This window comes from Streptococcus sp. HMSC063B03, from assembly GCF_001836965.1.
Taxonomy (GTDB): Bacteria; Bacillota; Bacilli; order Lactobacillales; family Streptococcaceae; genus Streptococcus; species Streptococcus pneumoniae_F.
This window is the reverse complement of sequence record NZ_KV831050.1, coordinates 1-18,885: the sequence shown is the minus strand read 5'-3', so window position 1 is coordinate 18,885 and position 18,885 is coordinate 1. Positions and strand designations below refer to the sequence as shown.

Annotated in this window: 16 protein-coding genes and 1 tRNA gene; all 17 read right to left on the bottom strand. The window is 37.1% G+C overall.

Features of this window, described 5'->3' with window-relative positions; translation table 11 throughout:
* Positions 1 to 550: 550 nt before the first annotated feature.
* Positions 551 to 1,336 (bottom strand): ABC transporter permease, encoded by a 786-nt coding sequence (locus HMPREF2628_RS06385; protein WP_070842673.1) that lies wholly within the window; start codon positions 1,334 to 1,336, stop codon positions 551 to 553.
* 1 nt (position 1,337) lies between these two features.
* Positions 1,338 to 2,156, bottom strand: a complete 819-nt coding sequence (locus HMPREF2628_RS06380; protein ID WP_070842672.1) for an ABC transporter permease — start codon at positions 2,154 to 2,156, stop codon at positions 1,338 to 1,340.
* Position 2,157: 1 nt separating this feature from the next.
* A complete protein-coding gene (locus HMPREF2628_RS06375; RefSeq protein WP_070842671.1) occupies positions 2,158 to 3,150 on the bottom strand; it encodes an ABC transporter ATP-binding protein in 993 nt (330 codons plus the stop codon).
* A gap of 313 nt (positions 3,151 to 3,463) precedes the next feature.
* Positions 3,464 to 4,009: a histidine phosphatase family protein gene (locus tag HMPREF2628_RS06370; protein ID WP_061408643.1), complete on the bottom strand. Its 546-nt coding sequence runs from the start codon at positions 4,007 to 4,009 to the stop codon at positions 3,464 to 3,466.
* 51 nt (positions 4,010 to 4,060) lie between these two features.
* Positions 4,061 to 4,993: an alpha/beta fold hydrolase gene (locus tag HMPREF2628_RS06365; protein WP_070842752.1), complete on the bottom strand. Its 933-nt coding sequence runs from the start codon at positions 4,991 to 4,993 to the stop codon at positions 4,061 to 4,063.
* A gap of 535 nt (positions 4,994 to 5,528) precedes the next feature.
* Positions 5,529 to 7,943 (bottom strand): ATP-binding protein, encoded by a 2,415-nt coding sequence (locus HMPREF2628_RS06360; RefSeq protein ID WP_070842670.1) that lies wholly within the window; start codon positions 7,941 to 7,943, stop codon positions 5,529 to 5,531.
* Positions 7,944 to 8,003: 60 nt separating this feature from the next.
* Positions 8,004 to 9,164, bottom strand: a complete 1,161-nt coding sequence (locus HMPREF2628_RS06355) for an XRE family transcriptional regulator (RefSeq protein WP_070842669.1) — start codon at positions 9,162 to 9,164, stop codon at positions 8,004 to 8,006.
* Positions 9,165 to 9,190: 26 nt separating this feature from the next.
* On the bottom strand, positions 9,191 to 9,904 hold the full coding sequence (locus HMPREF2628_RS06350; protein ID WP_070842668.1) for a DUF5986 family protein: 714 nt from the start codon (positions 9,902 to 9,904) through the stop codon (positions 9,191 to 9,193).
* A gap of 416 nt (positions 9,905 to 10,320) precedes the next feature.
* A complete protein-coding gene (locus HMPREF2628_RS06345; RefSeq protein ID WP_001018997.1) occupies positions 10,321 to 11,202 on the bottom strand; it encodes a class II fructose-bisphosphate aldolase in 882 nt (293 codons plus the stop codon).
* A gap of 146 nt (positions 11,203 to 11,348) precedes the next feature.
* Positions 11,349 to 12,671: a sensor histidine kinase VncS gene (gene vncS, locus HMPREF2628_RS06340; protein WP_070842667.1), complete on the bottom strand. Its 1,323-nt coding sequence runs from the start codon at positions 12,669 to 12,671 to the stop codon at positions 11,349 to 11,351.
* Complete coding sequence (vncR, locus tag HMPREF2628_RS06335; RefSeq protein ID WP_070842666.1) at positions 12,668 to 13,324, bottom strand: response regulator transcription factor VncR; 657 nt, start codon at positions 13,322 to 13,324, stop codon at positions 12,668 to 12,670. The genes vncS and vncR overlap by 4 nt, the downstream gene beginning before the upstream one ends.
* A gap of 142 nt (positions 13,325 to 13,466) precedes the next feature.
* Positions 13,467 to 14,846, bottom strand: a complete 1,380-nt coding sequence (vex3, locus tag HMPREF2628_RS06330) for an ABC transporter permease subunit Vex3 (protein WP_070842665.1) — start codon at positions 14,844 to 14,846, stop codon at positions 13,467 to 13,469.
* A gap of 161 nt (positions 14,847 to 15,007) precedes the next feature.
* A complete protein-coding gene (gene vex2 / locus HMPREF2628_RS06325) occupies positions 15,008 to 15,655 on the bottom strand; it encodes an ABC transporter ATP-binding subunit Vex2 (protein ID WP_070842664.1) in 648 nt (215 codons plus the stop codon).
* A 12-nt stretch (positions 15,656 to 15,667) separates the two neighbouring features.
* The gene (locus HMPREF2628_RS06320; RefSeq protein WP_070842663.1) at positions 15,668 to 16,945 is read right to left on the bottom strand and encodes an ABC transporter permease; all 1,278 of its coding nucleotides are present in this window, start codon (positions 16,943 to 16,945) and stop codon (positions 15,668 to 15,670) included.
* Positions 16,946 to 17,084: 139 nt separating this feature from the next.
* A tRNA-Leu gene (locus HMPREF2628_RS06315) sits at positions 17,085 to 17,170 on the bottom strand.
* A 79-nt stretch (positions 17,171 to 17,249) separates the two neighbouring features.
* Complete coding sequence (locus tag HMPREF2628_RS06310) at positions 17,250 to 17,825, bottom strand: cysteine hydrolase family protein (RefSeq protein ID WP_042750413.1); 576 nt, start codon at positions 17,823 to 17,825, stop codon at positions 17,250 to 17,252.
* Positions 17,825 to 18,613 carry a GTP-sensing pleiotropic transcriptional regulator CodY gene (gene codY / locus HMPREF2628_RS06305; protein ID WP_000940721.1) on the bottom strand — a complete coding sequence of 263 codons (789 nt, stop codon included), beginning with the start codon at positions 18,611 to 18,613 and terminating at the stop codon, positions 17,825 to 17,827. The genes HMPREF2628_RS06310 and codY overlap by 1 nt, the downstream gene beginning before the upstream one ends.
* Between the last annotated feature and the right edge of the window lie 272 nt (positions 18,614 to 18,885).

Here is an 18,885-nt window from a genome sequence, read left to right as displayed (position 1 = left end):
AGATAGAAAACTTTAACTTTGCTAGCCTTTGTTATAAAAAGTTTTACTAAGTATTATCTAGGAAATAGAGTAGTACATTTATATATAATTGTTAGCTCTCTGAAAAATAGTATATCAATTAAAAAAATTTAAGTCAAGAAAAATTAAGGGGTATTAATTTTATTTTTAATATGTGTTAAAAAAGATATAAAAATTTCGTACTTAACTGAGATACATTATAAGCAAATTCACACCATCAAAAATAGTAGCAATCAAGTTGAAGCACTACCAGAATCACAGATACAGACATAATTGATGAAATATCAATGCTATTAAATAATAGAAATAACCGCTAAGAAAAAGGCTTAACGGTTATTTCCTACATATCTAATTTTGCAAATCTTCAGTCATATGTTCACCTGTGACCTAGGCTTTACGAGTGCCTTACTCTACCAACTGAGCTAAATCGGCGATTGCGATTATAGTATAGAACTCTGAGTATGGAAGTCAAGAAATTTTCATCTCTATTAGAAAAAGCCTGTCCTGAGATAAGGCTTTGATAGTATTAAACTTAAGAACCCGCACTTTCGTAGGCATCTAAGCCCCTATCCCAAAGTTTAAGGGAAATGACAAAGAAAAGAAGGGAAATCAACATCAAACCCCCGATGTTAAAGATTACATCCTTGCCCTGCAAGAAATAACTAGCAGGATAGTAGGCCGTAAAGGCAAAGGGCACGATAAAGCTAATTAACCATCGAAGAAAAGAATTGTAAATGGAAATCGGATACTTGGCAAAGTCATTAAACATATAAAAAATGTAAATCATGGCTCCTGACTGCTTGGTCCAAAAAGCGATGCTGGCTGTCGCAATTTTCAAGGAAGTGTAGATCAAGGTCGCAAAAGGAATACAAACTAGGAAAAGCAGGAATTTTGGAAGAGTCCAAGCAATGCTAGTTACGGTTGTTCCCAGTAAAATACCACCGACCAAGAGTTCGCCCAAGGCATCAATCTGAAAGGTCTCGACTAGGATGTGGAAGAGGGGATTGATAGGACGAGTCAGATACTTGTCAAACTCTCCTTTTCGCACTAGGCGTTGTCCCAATGCCCAGAGATTATCAAAAAAGAGATGGTCCAGTCCCTTGGGAATCAAGGAAAAGCCATAGATAAAAGCAATTTCTTGAAAAGTCCAACCTTCTAGGGATGGGATGTGTTGAAAGATGACATTGAGAAACAAGAGGTTCAGGCCTTGAGTTAAAAAAACTCCCAAGACACCAACCACAAAATCGACCTTGTACTCCATGATTTGCTTGATATATTGTCTGATAAAAATCAGATGCATGCGTTGATATTTTTTCATACTAACCTCCCTGAATGGTAATAAAGGACTGGACTCGTTTCCAAATCAACTGAGATAAGCCCACCATCACTAAGAGCCAGAAAAACTGCAAAGCGAGCGCCTGAAGAATCTGATTGGCATCGTATTTCCCAACGATAATCATGACCGGAGTGTAAATCAAGGATGAAAAAGGCAGGAAGGACAGAATATCTGAAACAACCTTTGGAAAGAAAGCCAAGGGAATCAAACTCCCCGACATAAAGGCCACTATGGAAGTCTTAAGTAGGTTGGAACCCCATAGATTTTTAAACACAAAGGCAGAAAATCCAAAGCAGATATTAAAGAAAAAGTTAATCAGATAGGCCAGCGTTAAGCTAAAAAGATAAAGAACAGTTAATCCCAGCACTTCTACCATCCCTTGCCCAGATAAGATTTTCATCAAAACAATGACACTTAAAAATGGAAGGCCAACGCTGATAAAAATCAACCACTTGGAACCAAGCTCGGTGAAAAGATAGGAGGCCGCAAAATGCACTGGTCTCAACAAGCGCATGATAATGGAACCATCCTTGACCTCCTCCCCAATCATAAAGGACGAATCTGACCTAGTCAGAAGATTGGTCACAAAACTCATGATGATGTAGAGGGTGATATCTGCCATACTAAAGCCCTGAATCAAAGACTCTTGCGAAGAATCAAAGACAGCCTTCCAGAGATAAAAGGCCACAAAAGCCCCCATGACATCGCCGATCCGATAGAGAATAAAGTTGACTCGATAGGTAATCAACTCCTGAACACCTGCATTTATAAAGGGTTTATAACGTCTCCACAATTTGTCCATCTTAGAGCTCCTTTCGGTAGAAGCGACGGATAATATCTTCAATATCCGTATCCACCATCTTCAAATCGCGGATTTCAAAATCAGACAGAGTTTGCTTAATAATATCAGCTGATTGGTAGAGAGAACTATCGAATTCAATGTTGAGACTATTCCCTTGTCTATCAATGGCCATATCAGGCAGGCCTTCATAGTGAGAAGCGAGATGACTTTGACCTGGTAGCAGTTCAAAGGAGAGAGTCTTCATCTTACCAAAGGTCTCCTTGAGTTGGCTCACCGTTCCATCAAAAATCTCCTGCCCCTTATCAATCATAAAGATCCGATCACAGAGTTGCTCAATATCGCTCAGGTCATGAGTAGTCAAGAGAATGGTGGTTTCTTCCTCCTGATTGATTTGAGTAATAGCCCGACGAATGTTATCCTTGACCGACACATCCAAACCAATAGTCGGTTCATCTAAAAAGAGAACTTTGGGATTGTGAAGCAAGGAAGCCGCAATATCCGCCCGCATCCGTTGACCTAGTGAAAGAGTCCGCACAGGATCCTTGATAAATTCCTTCAAATCCAAAACTTCATTCAAAAAGTCCATGCGCTTATGGAAAAGAGAGTCTGGCACATCGTAAATTTCCTTCAAGACCGTGTAGGTCTCTTGGAGTGCCAAATCCCACCATAGCTGGGTGCGTTGTCCGAAAACGACTCCAATATCCTTGACATAATCTTGGCGATTATCCTGGGGAATCTTGCCGTTAATCCGACAAAAACCAGATGTCGGTTTTAAAATCCCTGTCAGCATTTTGATGGTGGTTGACTTCCCAGCACCATTTGCCCCTATAAATCCTAAAATCTGCCCTTTTGGAACTTCAAAGGTTAAATCCTTGACCGCTTCAAATGTCTGCTTTTCAGGATGAATAAAGGAGCGCAAAGCTCCCTTCAAACCCGGTTCCTTCACTGTCTTCACAAAATTTTTCTGAAGATGTTGCACTTCTATCATTGCCATATCTATCTCCCTTTAGTAAGAAACAACTTTGTATTTTTAACTACAAAAATTCTAAATCCTTACTTTCTACACCTTCTCAATATTATTACAGAAGTATTTATACCAACCTATTATAATCCAATAAAAAAAGGAATGCAAGCGTTTGCTTATAGATTATGAAATTAGAGATTTCTCTCTTAAAATGATGCTTTTAATCAAAAATTATGTTAAATAGTTTCCTTAAAACACCAAAAAACCTGCCATTAGGGGCAGGCTACGAATTGTAAAAAGGCAAACTATTTTGATCAATAAGAATCACTATTTAATCAAAGAACTAATCTTTCATAATTCTTTTCACAATCCCATTTCTATCAATTAGAAAACAATCTGGAAAGGTCATCTGCTCCCATTTTTCATAATCAAAACTGGAATCAAAATGATGTAGTAGTATTCCTATCAAATTCCCGTGTGAACTAAGTAAAATCGTTTTTTCTGAGTATCTCTCTTCCAATTCCATTAAAAAATTTAGTACTCTAGCTAGTGCATCTTGATTTGATTCCCCTTCTGAAAGAGATTCACTGGGATTTTGCCATAAATATTTAATACTGTCTTCAAACTCAGAATCTTTTATAAAGGTTGAAGATAATTTTCGCTCTCGTAACCGATTATCAAGAACTATTTTATCAAATTGAATTGGCGAGCTATTAATCGTTTCAAATGCTCGTTTATAAGGACTAGAAAAATAATGATCAATATTAAAAGAATTCAAAAACTCTAACTGGTCAAGAGATGAAAATCCTTTTTCTGACAAAGTTCTATTAAAATCATCACTTGAAAATTTTGAATGAGCATGTCTAAGTAAAATATAAGAATTATTCATAAGTCATTACCTTTCAATTATTGTCATCAGTCTCAATGGATTTTTAAGCCCTCAATTATTCTCTAAAAATTCTTTAATGCGAGAAATAAGTTCATGACTTTGATAATGATAAAGTTCGTGAGGCACATCCATATAGATGACTTGAACATTAGACTGGTCACTAGAAAATTTCTCTGCATAATGCTGCCATTCTGATTGGCTAAAGGTCATGCCTTCACCGTTAGACACCAGTAATAAGGTGGGAATTTTCGGATTGATGCTAGAGGGAACTTTCTTGGCATTTTCCTTTGCCAAACGGGATTCATGAAGCATGGCTTGTGATATCAACTGCTTATATGCTAGTAATTTATATTGTTGTCGTTCAGCTTCAGTCAGAGTTGGATTTTTTATATATAAGGACTCAGGGAAATAGCGTAATAAGCCAATCTTACTGCTCCAATAAGCCACAGTAAGCAAGGCCTGATTATCCTTTAAATCCTCATAACTTGCTGGTAATGCCCAATCCAAACCAATCAAGGCTTTCACTTCATCTGGATACTTCTCTTGCCAAGCCAGACTCTCTAGACTAGCCATTGAATGTGATATGATGATAAATGGACCTGAAAGATTAGCCTGTGACAAGGCTTGACGAGTTTCAGAAAGAACCTGCATCACATCTCTGGATTGATTACTATCCTCGCTATAACCATAGCCAGCTCTCTCTACTACGACAATTTTATATTTTTTTGATAGGGAATCTGTTAGATTCTTAAAATCTAATATAGGTGAAGCAATTCCAGCACCTGATAGAACTACTATTGTCTCTGGACCATCCCTCTCAACGTAAACATTGATTTTGTGCCCATTAACGAGAACAGTTTTACCCATAGGAGTTAGAGAGTCTTGTTCCTTTTCTAAGCTGATACGATGAAAGATAAATGTCCCTACTAAAAACAACATAAGGAAACTAAGAAGGACAAGGGCTGATTTTTTCAGTGTTTTCATAGCATTATTGTACAAAAATTAGACTCTTTTAGCAACTTAAGTTTAAGAATTTTCCAGTATAATCTGTATATATCCAGAAACAAAAAACCCACCTTCATAGGCAGGCTACCAATTATAAAAATCAAACTATTTTGATTAATATGATTCACTATTTAATTAAAGCACTAATCTTTCATAATTCTTTTCACAATCCCATTTCTATCAATTAGAAAACAATCTGGAAAGGTCATCTGCTCCCATTTTTAATAATCAAAACTGGAATCAAAGTGATGTAGTAGTATTCCTATCAAATTCCCATGTGAACTAAGTAAAATCGTTTTCTGATATCAAAGACATTCATTAGATGTTAGTAATTCATTTTCCTTTTGTAAACTGATTTTGTGAAATACAAATGTGGAGACTAAAACACAAGAATGAAACTAAAAAGCCAATACTACATTATTTTATTTTTTCAGAATATTATTGTACAAACAATAGGTTGTGTCTGTAAGATTCTAGTGACTTCTGAGATTAGTCTAGCACCTTACTTTCTAAACTATAACAGTGGTTTGTTTAAAATGCTTTCTAATGTCACCCTTTCTTCCAGTTGAGAATCTCTCCATCTATCATAGGCTTCATCTGCGTATGAAATGCTATCATATTTCCACTGCAAATATTCTTCAAGATGGTATTGTAAACTTGAATAATCAAAATTTTCTACTGAGATATCATCCCATTCATAGACCCCCCCTAATAACTGCTCTGTTATTCTATTTTCAAATTCTGATATTTGTTCTTCAACTTCCCAATCCAAATCAAAGCCATCTGGGTCATTAGTACAATCAACGTCTTCCTTTTCCAAAGTGCTGCTACTGTCTAAATAATCTTGGAGTAACTCAATTTTTTTCTGTCTAAAAACGCTATAGCAGTACATCTCTTTTAAAGAACCTTCTTGATAATCATCATCTGCTTTACTTACCTCATAAATTATCTCACTTATTGTATTTACAATAGCATCTAGTTCTTCCGAATCAAGATAAGGACTATTTACTAGCTTATCTAAAACACTTTTATCATCAAGAATACTCAGGAATACTCTTTTCATTGCTTTATTATCAGAAAAATAAATCTGACTAATAATATTACTCCACCCATTCTGATAAATATTTAAATTATTCCGCCCATCATATATTCTCAGCAACTCCTCAAAATCAGTCTTAAATTTTGAAAATTGATTTAAATATATAATGGATAGAATTTTTTCGCCAATAAAATCATCTTTATCTTTGAAGTTGTTCCAGTTAGCTAATAGTTTACTAAAAAACATAGCCTGTGTGTCAGTTAATTCACCTAAAATATAACTACCACATCCTTTACATAATTGATGAAGATAAATAGAATTCTGAGTTAATTTTTGGGTTATATTGGGATACTCTTTTAATTTATCATTTAAAAAGTCAATAATACTAGGATTAAAAAAGTCCACCTTACTTATACTGTCAAAGCTTTCCTTTGTAAAAGCTAGCCATGAGCCGTCTAGTTTTTTTAACGATTTTTTAAAATCAAATATTGGATTAAGTTCCAAAGTATGAAGTGAATTTATTAACCACTCTTCTTCAACAGGATAAGCATCGAATTGTAATAAAGAAAATAGCAAATATTTCTCTTCAATCTTCAGATTATCGAATAAATTATTATAAAGCTGATTGGGATGGTCAAGATAATACATTACATAATCATAAAAACTTCCGCTAGCTTCCTTGAAATTATTTGCTATTAATTCTATTGACCTAGGAAAATAATTTCGGTGTCGTACAATTTTCTTCCAATCCTTTCCAATAAGATTGTTATATTTTTCTACAAGTTCTTTCTTGTCATCGATGTCAAGATAATCTGCTTTTCGTTCAAAAACTTTCCTAAAGATATGAGCTCTTTCTATATCCGAATACTTAGATAGATCAATAATAAATCTTCTTTCCTCTGAAAATTTTTCATTTATTAGTTTTTGAAACTCAAAATTTATCAATGTTGCATCTTGAAGAATTTGAGTACGAGAGTTTAAACAAATAAAAAGGTTATTGGTGTTAGTAGAGGCCGAATATAATTTTTTTATATCTTGTAACACCCTCTCTCCAACATCAAACTCATTACGCCCCAAGAAGTCATCAAAAACGACAAAAAGATTTCTATCCTCATTATCTCGATAATTTTCATTATATAATCTAAGAACTTCATTAATATCTTCTACTCTACGCATAATGATATCAAAGATATTCTTATTATTATTTAAAAATAGATTTCCAAGCATTGAACAAGTTGTTGTTTTACCAATTCCAGCTGGCCCTTGAATTAATAAAATATGCTCCCTTTGTAAAATATGATAAGCTTCTCCTAGAAAACGTGTTTCAACAAAATAATGAGCATCAAAATCTGAAAAATAGTCTTTTGATTCCGCTTCTATATTTTTCAACTTAATATTTCTCAAAACATTTGTTATATCTTTCTCCAGCAATCCATACTTTATAAAAATCTCACTATATTCTTTATGTTGGGAAAGAGTTGTTAACGTAGAAGAGAATATAATATAATCATCAGTTGGAATAGCATTAGGAATTATTGTATCTGCGTAATCACGTATCTCCTTTAAGTTTGCAGGAGATAAGCCCATACTTGTAACAATAACATAATTGAAATCATTTTTCCAACCATATTTTTCTTTAGTCAGAGCAATCTTATCAATTTCCTCTTTCAAAAGTTTTACAGCTGTAGCATGATTTTTTGTTACCTGCCAGCGTTTAGCTTGGATAACGAGAGACGGAGAAGCAATATCATCAATGCCGTCAATACCATCATCCCTTCCTTCCTTAAATCCATGTAAACTACTATTATCAAATTTTTTCTTTACAATTTCAATGGCAAAATTTTCAAAGTCTGATGTAGTCATTCCATCAGCACGAATACCAATATCCATAGTTCTCCTAATTCTACAATCCCTACAAATGTTTAATCACATATTATGCTTCGGACTATTCTATGTTCTTCTTATTCTTTCTTTAGTAAGACTAATAATATTTGGATACCTATCATTCAGTTCATCAAGATATCCTGCCTCTAAGCCGCATAAATCCTCAATTAAAAAATTAGGCAACAATTTATTGTATACTCTATAAATATCAGCAGATATGTCCATCATAATTCTATTTTCCACTAATAGCTCTACTGACTGTTTTAAAGATAGAGGATTGCTAATCAATTTTGTTGAATCTAAGGGCTCATTTTTTCTCCAACCTCTGTAACTAAGTTTCTTATACAAGTTTGTATACTCATTAGAATCTATGATATTCAATGACTTAGCACGCATTATCATCATACTAATTGAAACTTGCCAAATTCTTTTTAGATACCTGTAGTACTCTAGATCATTTTCATGCCCAATGATAGAAGCTTTAAACGAATCCTTTGGCAATAGAAATTCAGCCGCAAACTCATTCGCTTCGTCTTCCATTTGCTTATATTCAATTGCTCCCATGTCTTGAGGCGACTTACAATTTTCATGCATTAACCAATGTCCTAATTCATGAGCTAAACTAAACTGCTGACGATAAAATGAATACTCTGTCCCTTCTAACATAACAACATAATACTCATTATTATTTACTTTAACAGCTGAACCAAAAGCATCAACTTTATCACTCTGAGTGTCTATTCTAGAAATAACAAAACCTTTTTCTTCCATCAACAACGACAAGTTATCAATTGGTCTATCTCCAAGTTCCCATTTCTCTCTTATGTAGCTTGCGTATTCTTGTGGAGTATAGTCTAAACCAGAAAGACCCCAGTCAAGATTTGGAAAATCAATAAATTCTCCCAAGTAATCTCTTATTAAAGCAACATAATTTTTATTTATTTCTGCAGGCATTTTTTCTGTTTGAGTCGCTGTGTAACGACTTCTAAAAAATGTGCCTGTAGAACTTAAGCTAAAATTATCATTTCCAAAAAAGAAATCTCTCGGAAACTTTAATTTCTTTTCCAATATTTCTAACGATTCTTCACTTGGCGTTGCTCTTCCTTTTTCATATTTAGAAACCATTTGTTTTGAAACGTTTAAAAACTCTGCAATCTGAGTAATACTTTTTTTGTTAAAAAGTCTTGCCTCTTTTAAGCGAGCACCATTAAAACTAATCTGAAGCATTATTTACTCCTGTGTTATATAAAATATCATAGTTTAGTATTCTCTTCCTTCTTTTCAACAGGAAGACTGACATGCTTTTGTGACTCCAATTGTTTCTGTACGTCAGATTTCAATGCAACAAGAGGTTTCTCAGGATTATTTCCACGTCCATCTTCTTCAAGTTTTGTAAAATCAAATTCTGTGATATTTACAGCATCAATAAATTCACAAAAGGCATTTACCTGATTAACAATCACTTCTTTAGTTTTTTTATCAAAGGTAACAACCCTAATCTCATCAATCGAATTATAATGATCTCCCAATAATTTCTTCGCTTGTTCAATTTGTAAATCACTCAACCCATCATCATCCAGATCATTAAATAATTCAATGGATAGTTTACCGTCTTCTTTTCCATTTAAATGAGAATTTTTCGCACGTGCTATACAAGTAAGATAGTGATGCTTTTCGTATTTATCAGTTACATCTTCAAATCTTTTCTTCATCATAAAAACATATAGAACACCCTCAATAATTACTCCTTTTGCCGTCCACAGAGCCCCCATACACATAGTGGGTGATATTAAATCATTTACTTTGGCGGTATTTACAATATCACGATAAATAAAATCCCAAGTTAAAATTGGTTGACTATTCTTAGTTTCAAACTCATTATCATAAAATATTTTCTCAATATCTCTCTTGTGACTTGTTGAAAATACTTGAGCAAACTTAAAAATTTGGGTTGGTAAATTTTCCATAGAGTACCTCGTTGAATTTTATAGTCTTATTTTAAGATTTTCTTCCAAAAAAGTCAACTATTATTGGTTTTTATTATTAATTTTTTATCTTCTTTATCAATTAGAATGCTTTTTATACTTAGATCACAAAACTAGAAAAACATATTATTGTGTTGAATAAAAATTCTATCATTAATTTAGATACTCTCTCTTCCTAAAAATTATATGTTCCAATTTACTTTGGGAAAGACAGTGATTTCCTTTGAAAACAGACGTAAAGCTGTTATATTCATTAGCCAAGGGTAGTCTTAGAATCATTGTAAAAAATTACATTCTTTTAGCAACTTAAGTTAAAGAATTTTCCAGTATAATCTGTATATATCCAGAAACAAAAAACCCACCCAATGGGCAGGTCTTCTCTGTATTATTCAGCTAGATTAAGCTTTACCTTCTGAACCGAATACGTCGATACGTTCTTCAACTGATGCTTGGATAGCTTTTACACCGTCAGCCAAGAATTTACGTGGGTCGAAGAGTTTTTTCTTGTCGTATTCTGCTTCGTTTGCTTCGTAGTCACGAGCAAATTTACGAGTTGCGTTAGCGAATGCAATTTGGCATTCAGTGTTAACGTTAACTTTCGCAACACCAAGTTTGATAGCTGCTTGGATTTGCTCATCAGGAATACCTGATCCACCGTGCAATACGATTGGGAATCCAGGAAGAGCTTCTGTCAATTTTTGCAAGTGGTCAAGGTCAAGACCTTCCCAGTTTGCTGGGTAAGGACCGTGGATGTTACCGATACCAGCTGCCAAGAAGTCGATTCCAGTTTCAACCATTGCTTTAGCGTCTTCGATTGGAGCCAATTCACCTTTACCGATAATTCCGTCTTCTTCACCACCGATAGTACCAACTTCAGCTTCTACTGAGATACCTTTAGCGTGTGCTTTTTCAACAACGTCTTTAGCCAATTTAAGGTTTTCTTCAACTGGAAGGTGTGAACCATCAAACATGATTGAAGTGTAACCAACTTCGATACACTCGAGTGCATCTTCGTAGTGACCGTGGTCAAGGTGGATAGCTACTGGTACAGTGATACCCATTGATTCAACAAGGTTAGCGATCAAGTTGCGAGCAACTTTGTAACCACCCATGTATTTAGCAGCACCCATTGAAGTTTGGATCAAAACTGGAGCTTTTTTAGCTTCTGCTGCGCGCAAGATAGCTTGAGTCCACTCAAGGTTGTTTGTGTTAAATCCACCAACTGCATAACCGTTGTCACGAGCTGCTTGGACAAATTTTTCTGCTGAAACGATTGCCATTTTATCAGGCCTCCTGTATATTTTTATGGGTCATCCCATTTACATTGTTCATTTTATCACTTTTTGACAAAAAAATCTAGTTTTTCCCGCGGTTTCGATTGAATTTCTTCTAGCTTCATCTATGTAAACCCTTTCTTTCCCTAGTCTTAGGCGACTTTTGGAAAAGCTATGAAGAAGGTCAAACGATTCTCCTTCATTTCAAAACGATAAGGTAATTTTTCATGTTCCAATAGACTCTTGACCACAAAGAGCCCCATCCCAGACCCTTTGGCCTTGCGACTAGCATTACTAGAAAAAGACTGGGCCAGTTTTTCTTGTTCTTCAGGACTACAGCTATTCTCGATAAAGATTTCTCCTTCTCTCTCTCCAATACGAACCAAACCACCTGGAACAGAGTGCTTGATAGCATTGCTGATAAGGTTAGACAGAATCAATTTTATCACTGATGGGTTTAAGTAAGCCTGCTGATGGATCAAACTATTGTCAATCTGAAGTTCTCTTTCCTTAGCTAGTAAAGCATAATCCTTGACTAGAGTTTGCGTCATCTGGTATAGGTCAATTTGTTCCCTATCATCTCTCAATTCCTGCACAGACGAGAGGGAAAGTATCTGCAGAACATGGTGATTGAGTTCATCCACAATCCCCAAGGCAACTCCTAGATAGTAGTCTCTATCCTTATAACGACCGACATTTTCTTTCATGTTTTCGATCAGGATTTTCAAACTAGCCAGCGGTGTTTTCAATTCATGAGAAGCCCCTCGTAGGAATTCGACCTTCATCTTCTCCAGCTGGAGAATGGCTTCATTCTTGTCATGCAAGTCCGCAATGACAGTTAAAAGATGCTGGTAAAGGCTATTGATTTGTTCCTTGAGATCACCAATCTCATCTCTAGAATCCACTCGCAATCGCACTTGGGTATCTAGTTCCATCATTCGACGAGTCACCCGCTTGATTTCCAAAATCGGTGCAACAATGGTCCGAGCATAAATGTAGGCCACCAAAAGGGAAATCAGAAAGGATGCCAGCAGGGTATAGGGTAGAAACTGAAGACTAATCTGCTCTGCTTCCTTTTGCAAATCCATGGAAGCTAGAAATTGAAGAGTCATAGTGCTACCATCTTGAGTTTTCACCTCACGCTCCTCAATAAAGAGAGAGGTTGTCTGGCGGTCTGTATCCAAAGGAAGACTGTCCTTGACTTCTAACTTGTCCTCGGTCATCTCCCCCTTGACTACCCCCTTGATATCACTAGTCTGGGAATACAAGTCTAACACTTGCTCGATGCTCTGCCTATCCTTACCTTCTAGGGACTGGGCAATGGCTGTCGCTTTCTGACCAATGGTTTCCTGACGGTGGGTCAGATAAGTCGAGGGAAATAGAAAATAAATGGCTAAATGAAGGCAGATAACCAGAACACTAAATATCGAGAAGGTGTAGATGAATATCTTTGTAAATAAACCTGTTCGTTTCATTTTCGCTCCAATTTATAACCAACATTGCGCACAGTGAGGATGCAGTCCAAGTCTAACTTTTTCCGCAGTTCCTTGATATAGACATCAATGACACGGTCAAAGGGAACCTCATCTGTCGCTTTCCAGACGGCATCGATTATCTGAGAACGAGTCAAGGCCCGGCCTTCATTTTTCACCAAGTAGTCAAGGATTTCTAACTCTTTAGCATTAACAGCCACTCCCTCTCCTGCTAGGCTTGCACTGTAACTCTCAAAGTCCACCTTGGCATCCTTATAGGAGAAGACTCGTCCCGTATCATAATAGCGCTTGAAAATCGCGTCCACCCTCACTTTTAAGAGGGAGAGGGAGAAGGGCTTTTCCAGATAGCCATCTGCTAGCGAAGCAAAGGCACTCATCTTGTATTCTTCATCCTGAAAGGCAGTCAACATCAAGACAGGGACTTGACTGGTTTTGCGAATCTCAGCTAGGACTTCTAAGCCATTGAGCTTTGGCATCTGGATATCCAGTAAAACCAAGGCTACTTCATAGCTGGAAAATTTTTCTAAGGCTTCTTGCCCATCTGCAGCCTCAATGGTTTCATAGCCACAATCCGTCAAATAGTCACTGACCCCCTCACGGATCATCTCTTCATCTTCTACAATTAAAATTTTCATAGAAAAAACGTTTCACATTCCTTTAAATTTCTTGTAAAGCAACTTGCTTTCATCCTGATAAACAGAGGATTTACCAAGACAAAACAGATAAAAATGCTACCTATATTATACCCCATTTAGGGGAGAATAGGTAGCAAGTTTGTTATTCGCTATCCAGCAAGAGTTCTTTTGGTTGTTTTCTAAGGAGATTGCTTGAAGCAAGCACCATAACGAGAACCACTAGAACCAAAGCAAGGACAAAGACAATAATAAAGTCTGATGTCTGAATGGAAATGTCTAGGCTCGACAAGGTCTTACTAAAGCCATCTACTTCTGCACCACCACCAAGGTTAGAGGCTTGAGCAGCCTTGCTGGCTTGCTTGGCAACACCTGAAGTGACATTGGCAAGAACAGTATTTCCGATTGCACGCGCTGTGTAAGTAGCTAAGAAGTAAGCAGAAACAAGAGCAGGGATGGCAATCAAGATGGATTCAGTGATGAATTGACCCAAGATACTTGCCTGCTTGAGACCAATAGAGAGGAGAATACCCACTTCCTTACGACGGGCATTGATCCAAAGGCTGAGCAAGAGGGCAAGGAGAAGAACTGAGAAACTCAAGCTACCCCAGAAGAGGAGATTGGCCATCTTGTACATACCAGAGATGGATTGCTCAAGAGCCGGATAGTTAGATGAGCTCTTAACGAGTGTATAGCTCTTCCAGTTGATACCACTGATTCCATTCAACTCTTTCATAACATCATCCAAGTTCTTGTCCGCTGTTACAAAGAAGGTTGCGTCCCCATAAATAGCTGTATCTTCTGTGTAGCCATAAAGTTTTGCAGCAGTGTGAATGTCTGTGATAGCTGTATTTTCATAGAGTTCTTGTGAGTAGGTTACTGCCGACTTATTGTGACCATCAAAGAGTCCCTTGATTGTCACTTCGACTGTTTCCTTGGCACCTTTTTCATTGTCTGCATCGTAGATATTAGAGTCTAGTTTGACCTTGTCCCCTACTTTCCAGCCGTGTTTGGCTGCCAAGTCCTTATGCAGGAGGATCTTGTCCTTGTCGTCGTTGTTTAAGTGCTCACCTTCGACCAACTTATAAGAACCAGAGACAAACTTGTCTTCTTTAGAGGAGTCATTGACACCTGTAATCATCAAGCTACTTCCAAAATGTTTAGCACGGTCAGGTGTCAGATTTTTCTTGGTATCTGGCGTTTCGATGAGTTCATAGCCAGTCAAATCTCCAATGGCATTGATGCGTTTAACATAAGACTCAATGGCCTTGTTTTCGGTGATTTTTTTGATGTCTTCACCCTTGATATTCCCAGCACCACGTGGCGTTCCTTGATTGACGCGACGATTGATTTGCATGGAGAAACTGTTGGTGATATTTTTAAAGGTCTCCTGAGAAGCCTTGGCAGTAGCTCCCTTAATTGACAAGCCGACCAAACTCAAGCTCGCCATGAGGAGAATAATCAGGAAGATGACAATCGATTTGAAAAACTTCCTTGTAACATAAGCAAATGCATTGTGTAACATAGGTTCCCTTTCTAGATGTTGTTCTATTTTATAGTTCTGATACTCAATGAAAATCAAAAAGCAAACTAGGAAGCTAGCCGTAAGCTGTACTTGAGTACGGTAAGGCGACGATGACGTGGTTTGAATTTGATTTTCGAAGAGTATAACTGAAAAAGCTCATATTATTTCGTAGTATTGCGAGTTTCAGTCAGTTTCTTGTCCTTCAACTCAAGTGTAATATCTGACGCTCGTGCCACTTCTTTGCTGTGAGTTACGACGATGACACATTTACCTGTTTTCTGGGCAAGTGATTTGAGCAGTTCGACAATATCTCCAGCAGTTTTAGGATCCAGATTTCCCGTTGGCTCATCTGCAAGAATAACTGGAGCTTCTGATACCAAACTACGAGCAATGGCAACACGTTGCTGTTGACCACCTGATAACTGGAGAACATTCCGCTTGATCTGACTTTCATCCAAACCAAGCTCAAGCAGTGTATCCTTGCTTGCCTTTTTGTTGACCAAGCGGATATTTTCCAGTGGAGAAAGATAATCTATCAAGTTATAATTTTGAAAGACCAGGGAAATATGGTGCATACGATGGTAGGAATAGCCCTTCTTACGAATATCCTCTCCTTGGAAAAGGATAGAACCTTCAACAGGACTATCTAGACCAGCTAGGAGGGACAAGAGAGTGGATTTTCCTGCTCCTGACTCCCCAATAATACTGTAAAATTTCCCGGGTTCAAAATTATAATTGATCTGATATAGGACTGCTTCAGCAGTGTTCTTATAACGGTAGGTAACATCTTGTAATTGTAATAAAGTCATGATTTCTCCTTCTTAACTAATAGATGATAAAATTTCTTTCGGCGATTTTCTAAATAAGAATAGGAAACAAAGGGCTACAGATAGGCAACTAATCAACAGCAGAAAGACATAGGATTCTGCAAACGATAATAAACTACTTGATAGACCACTTGCTTTGGCTAGCGTGTCTTGTAAGACTGCTTGATCTCCACTTGCTAGGACAGTTTGGAGCAGATAGGATGTAATGGCATTTCCAGCGATAAAGGATGGAAGCAAAGCTCCGAGAGATACCAAAACTACCTCTAAACAGAACTGTAGGAAGATCGAGCTCTTGCCTTTTCCAAGTGCCAGTAAAATCCCCACTTCATAGACCCTTTCTCTCAACCAGAGAGACAAAACAAGAATTAAGGCTCCAGCTCCTGCTATCAACATTCCATAAAGGAAGATGGTTAGGAAGGTTTGGAAGGTTGCCACTGAGTCTTTGATTTGTTCAAAGGCCTTATTTTCCTTCTCAACTTGATAGCCGTTATTTTCCAAGGCCAAGTTTTCCACCTGCTTCATGAGTCCGTCCATTTCCTTAGGATTTTCTACATAAAAGCGAGCTGCACTGACTAGAGATTCACCATTTCCCAAAAGGCTTTGGCTACTTTCATAGTCTGTAAAGACTTGGTTTTCACTGAAGTCAGAAGACAAGCCCGTAAATTTCTCTTGTTTTTTACCAGAAAAGATTCCGACGATTTCAAACTCGACCGTTTGTCCTTTGCCAGCTTCTGACTGACCAGCATCCAAGCGAAGCTTGTCTTGAAGCGAAAGACCGTTCTTCTTAGCCAACTCTTCGTGGATGATAATTTTCTTGGAATCCCCTTTTTGAAGGTGTCGGCCTTCTTTTAGATTGAAAGCCGAACTAGTAAAGGTAACATCCTTGGATGAATCCTCAAGAGCCGTTAAGCTAACCAGATTCTTGTCCGCAGCTGACAAGTCATCACGTTCGACGCTCTGCTCACCACTCACTGCTTCCTTGTCTTTTAGTTTTGCAATCGTCTCGAATTCAGGAGAAACATTTTCCAGTCCCTTAATCTTGCTTACAGATGCTAGGTCTGACAACTTGAAAGTCTGCCCATTTTCTATCTTCTTAATAGAAAAAGAGGTATTGAGTGATTTGTAAAGATTGGTTTCAACTGTTTTGTTGGACTTCATCAGAGTCAAACAGGCTGAAATTCCGGCCAATAGGACCAACAAAATCAGAAATAAAATAAAACTTCTCAGTCGTTTTCTGCTGACATAAGCCCAAGCTCTTTGGATTGGATTCATTTGTCACCTCCATATTTGTAAGACTATTATAAAATCCAAATATGAAATGTTTATGAAATACAAAAAAAGAGCAAAAATTCTTTGCTCTACTTGAATTAGATGAAAACAAAAGAGCTAGCCTAAGCTAACTCTTATCCTATGCGGAGAGAGGGACTTGAACCCTCACGACCTAAAGCGGTCACAGGATCCTTAGTCCTGCGCGTCTGCCAATTCCGCCATCCCCGCGTCGATTACTTTACTAGTATATCAACTTTTAGGATGCTTGTCAACACTTTTTTTCAATTTTTTCATTTCATCAACCAAATTACTCTGAAATTTCATTTAGATTTTCATCTACTAACTTAGCTCCAAGTGTATTTTTGAAATGACCTAGGGCAAATTGATGATTTTCAGGCCAGATAGATGCAACAGCTGGTTTAACAATCTCGATGTCATATCCTAGATTATAGGCATCTATAGCTGTATGCAGAACACAGATATCCGTCAAGACTCCTGTTAAGATAACTGTAGAAATTCGACGCTCTCTCAAGCGGATATCCAGGTCAGTCCCTGAAAAAGCTGAGTAATGGCGTTTATCCATCCAAAAGACACGACTGTCTGAACCATGCTCTTGATAAAAGGTCCCCAAATCTCCGTATAAATTCCGTCCACTAGTCCCAATCAAATTGTGAGGAGGAAACAGCTTGCTTTCTGGATGGAAACAATCGTTTTCTTCATGAGCATCTATTGTAAAGAAGATGTAATCTCCGCGTTCAAAAGCTAATCGAGTTACCTTGCTAATGGCATCCGAAATCGCCTGAGCTGGAGCACCTGCTGTCAGCTTCCCACTATCAGCAACAAAATCTTCTGTATAATCAATCGAAATTAAAGCCTTAGTCATTAGTAATCTCTTTTCTTCACTTCTTCAAAAATATCTGAAATCAAGACCTTAAGATAGGTTCCCTTCATTCCAAGTGAGCGACTTTCAATAATCCCTGCCGACTCAAGTTTACGAAGAGCATTGACAATCACAGAACGGGTAATACCGATACGGTCTGCAATCACTGACGCAGTCAACTGCCCTTCATTTCCATTTAATTCCCCTAAAATAGCCGAAACAGCACGGAGTTCAGAGTAAGAAAGGGTATTAACCGCCATGGTAACAGCAGTACGGCGGCGAATATTTTTCTCATCTTCTTCACGTTGGAAATTAAGGAGTTGAATCCCAACAACGGTACTCGCAATCTCAACAAGAATCAAGTCCTCGTCTTCGAATTTTTTATCATTGCGCCAAATAATCAAAGAGCCAAGGCGAATCCCTGATACATGAATCGGTGCAATGGTCGTCAAACCATCTGGAAAGTCGGCACGACTTTCCACAGGGAAAATACTCAAATCATGATCAACTGTCAGATTGGCTTCTGTATCGTAAATCATGTTCGCACCTTGAATATAGTCATCAGGGAAAATCTTAGTTTGGAAGAACTGCTCTACACGATCTGTATTGGTTTTGTAACGCATGAAATAACCAAGGAGACGTCCCTTGCTATTAACGATACAGGCGTTACAGTCAATAATATCTGCCAATTGACGGGTAATTGCATTGTAGGGAAGCTCTTCCTGCAACTGCTCGTCTGAGCGCTTCAGGATAGAAGTAATTTTTCTAGTTTTTTCTAATAAATGTGCCATTTTTCACCTCGAATTTGATCGCTATCATTATAACATAAACAGCTTGAATTTTCAATTATTATCTGAAAATTGCTTATTTAATTGCAATTTTAAAAAACAAGAATATTTTTAATTAAATTGCTTCTTTTCTATTGACAAGCCCCCTATTTTTGTGTATCATAATATTATAAGAAGATAATATATCTATTTTATTTATCTTTCTTTTCCATTCGGTCTCCTTATATAAAAAAGCGATTCATTTGAACTGCACCCCAAAAGTTAGACAGAAAAAA

Bases quoted from the DNA above. Each gene is read 5' to 3' on its own strand.
- HMPREF2628_RS06350 (WP_070842668.1), bottom strand. From the start codon at position 9,904: ATGGAAAATTTACCAACCCAAATTTTTAAGTTTGCTCAAGTATTTTCA.
- vncR (WP_070842666.1), bottom strand. From the start codon at position 13,324: ATGAAAATTTTAATTGTAGAAGATGAAGAGATGATCCGTGAGGGGGTC.
- HMPREF2628_RS06345 (WP_001018997.1), bottom strand. From the start codon at position 11,202: ATGGCAATCGTTTCAGCAGAAAAATTTGTCCAAGCAGCTCGTGACAAC.
- HMPREF2628_RS06375 (WP_070842671.1), bottom strand. From the start codon at position 3,150: ATGGCAATGATAGAAGTGCAACATCTTCAGAAAAATTTTGTGAAGACA.
- HMPREF2628_RS06380 (WP_070842672.1), bottom strand. From the start codon at position 2,156: ATGGACAAATTGTGGAGACGTTATAAACCCTTTATAAATGCAGGTGTT.
- vex3 (WP_070842665.1), bottom strand. From the start codon at position 14,846: ATGTTACACAATGCATTTGCTTATGTTACAAGGAAGTTTTTCAAATCG.
- HMPREF2628_RS06355 (WP_070842669.1), bottom strand. From the start codon at position 9,164: ATGCTTCAGATTAGTTTTAATGGTGCTCGCTTAAAAGAGGCAAGACTT.
- HMPREF2628_RS06365 (WP_070842752.1), bottom strand. From the start codon at position 4,993: ATGAAAACACTGAAAAAATCAGCCCTTGTCCTTCTTAGTTTCCTTATG.
- HMPREF2628_RS06385 (WP_070842673.1), bottom strand. From the start codon at position 1,336: ATGAAAAAATATCAACGCATGCATCTGATTTTTATCAGACAATATATC.
- vncS (WP_070842667.1), bottom strand. From the start codon at position 12,671: ATGAAACGAACAGGTTTATTTACAAAGATATTCATCTACACCTTCTCG.
- codY (WP_000940721.1), bottom strand. From the start codon at position 18,613: ATGGCACATTTATTAGAAAAAACTAGAAAAATTACTTCTATCCTGAAG.
- HMPREF2628_RS06360 (WP_070842670.1), bottom strand. From the start codon at position 7,943: ATGGATATTGGTATTCGTGCTGATGGAATGACTACATCAGACTTTGAA.
- HMPREF2628_RS06320 (WP_070842663.1), bottom strand. From the start codon at position 16,945: ATGAATCCAATCCAAAGAGCTTGGGCTTATGTCAGCAGAAAACGACTG.
- vex2 (WP_070842664.1), bottom strand. From the start codon at position 15,655: ATGACTTTATTACAATTACAAGATGTTACCTACCGTTATAAGAACACT.
- HMPREF2628_RS06370 (WP_061408643.1), bottom strand. From the start codon at position 4,009: ATGAATAATTCTTATATTTTACTTAGACATGCTCATTCAAAATTTTCA.
- HMPREF2628_RS06310 (WP_042750413.1), bottom strand. From the start codon at position 17,825: ATGACTAAGGCTTTAATTTCGATTGATTATACAGAAGATTTTGTTGCT.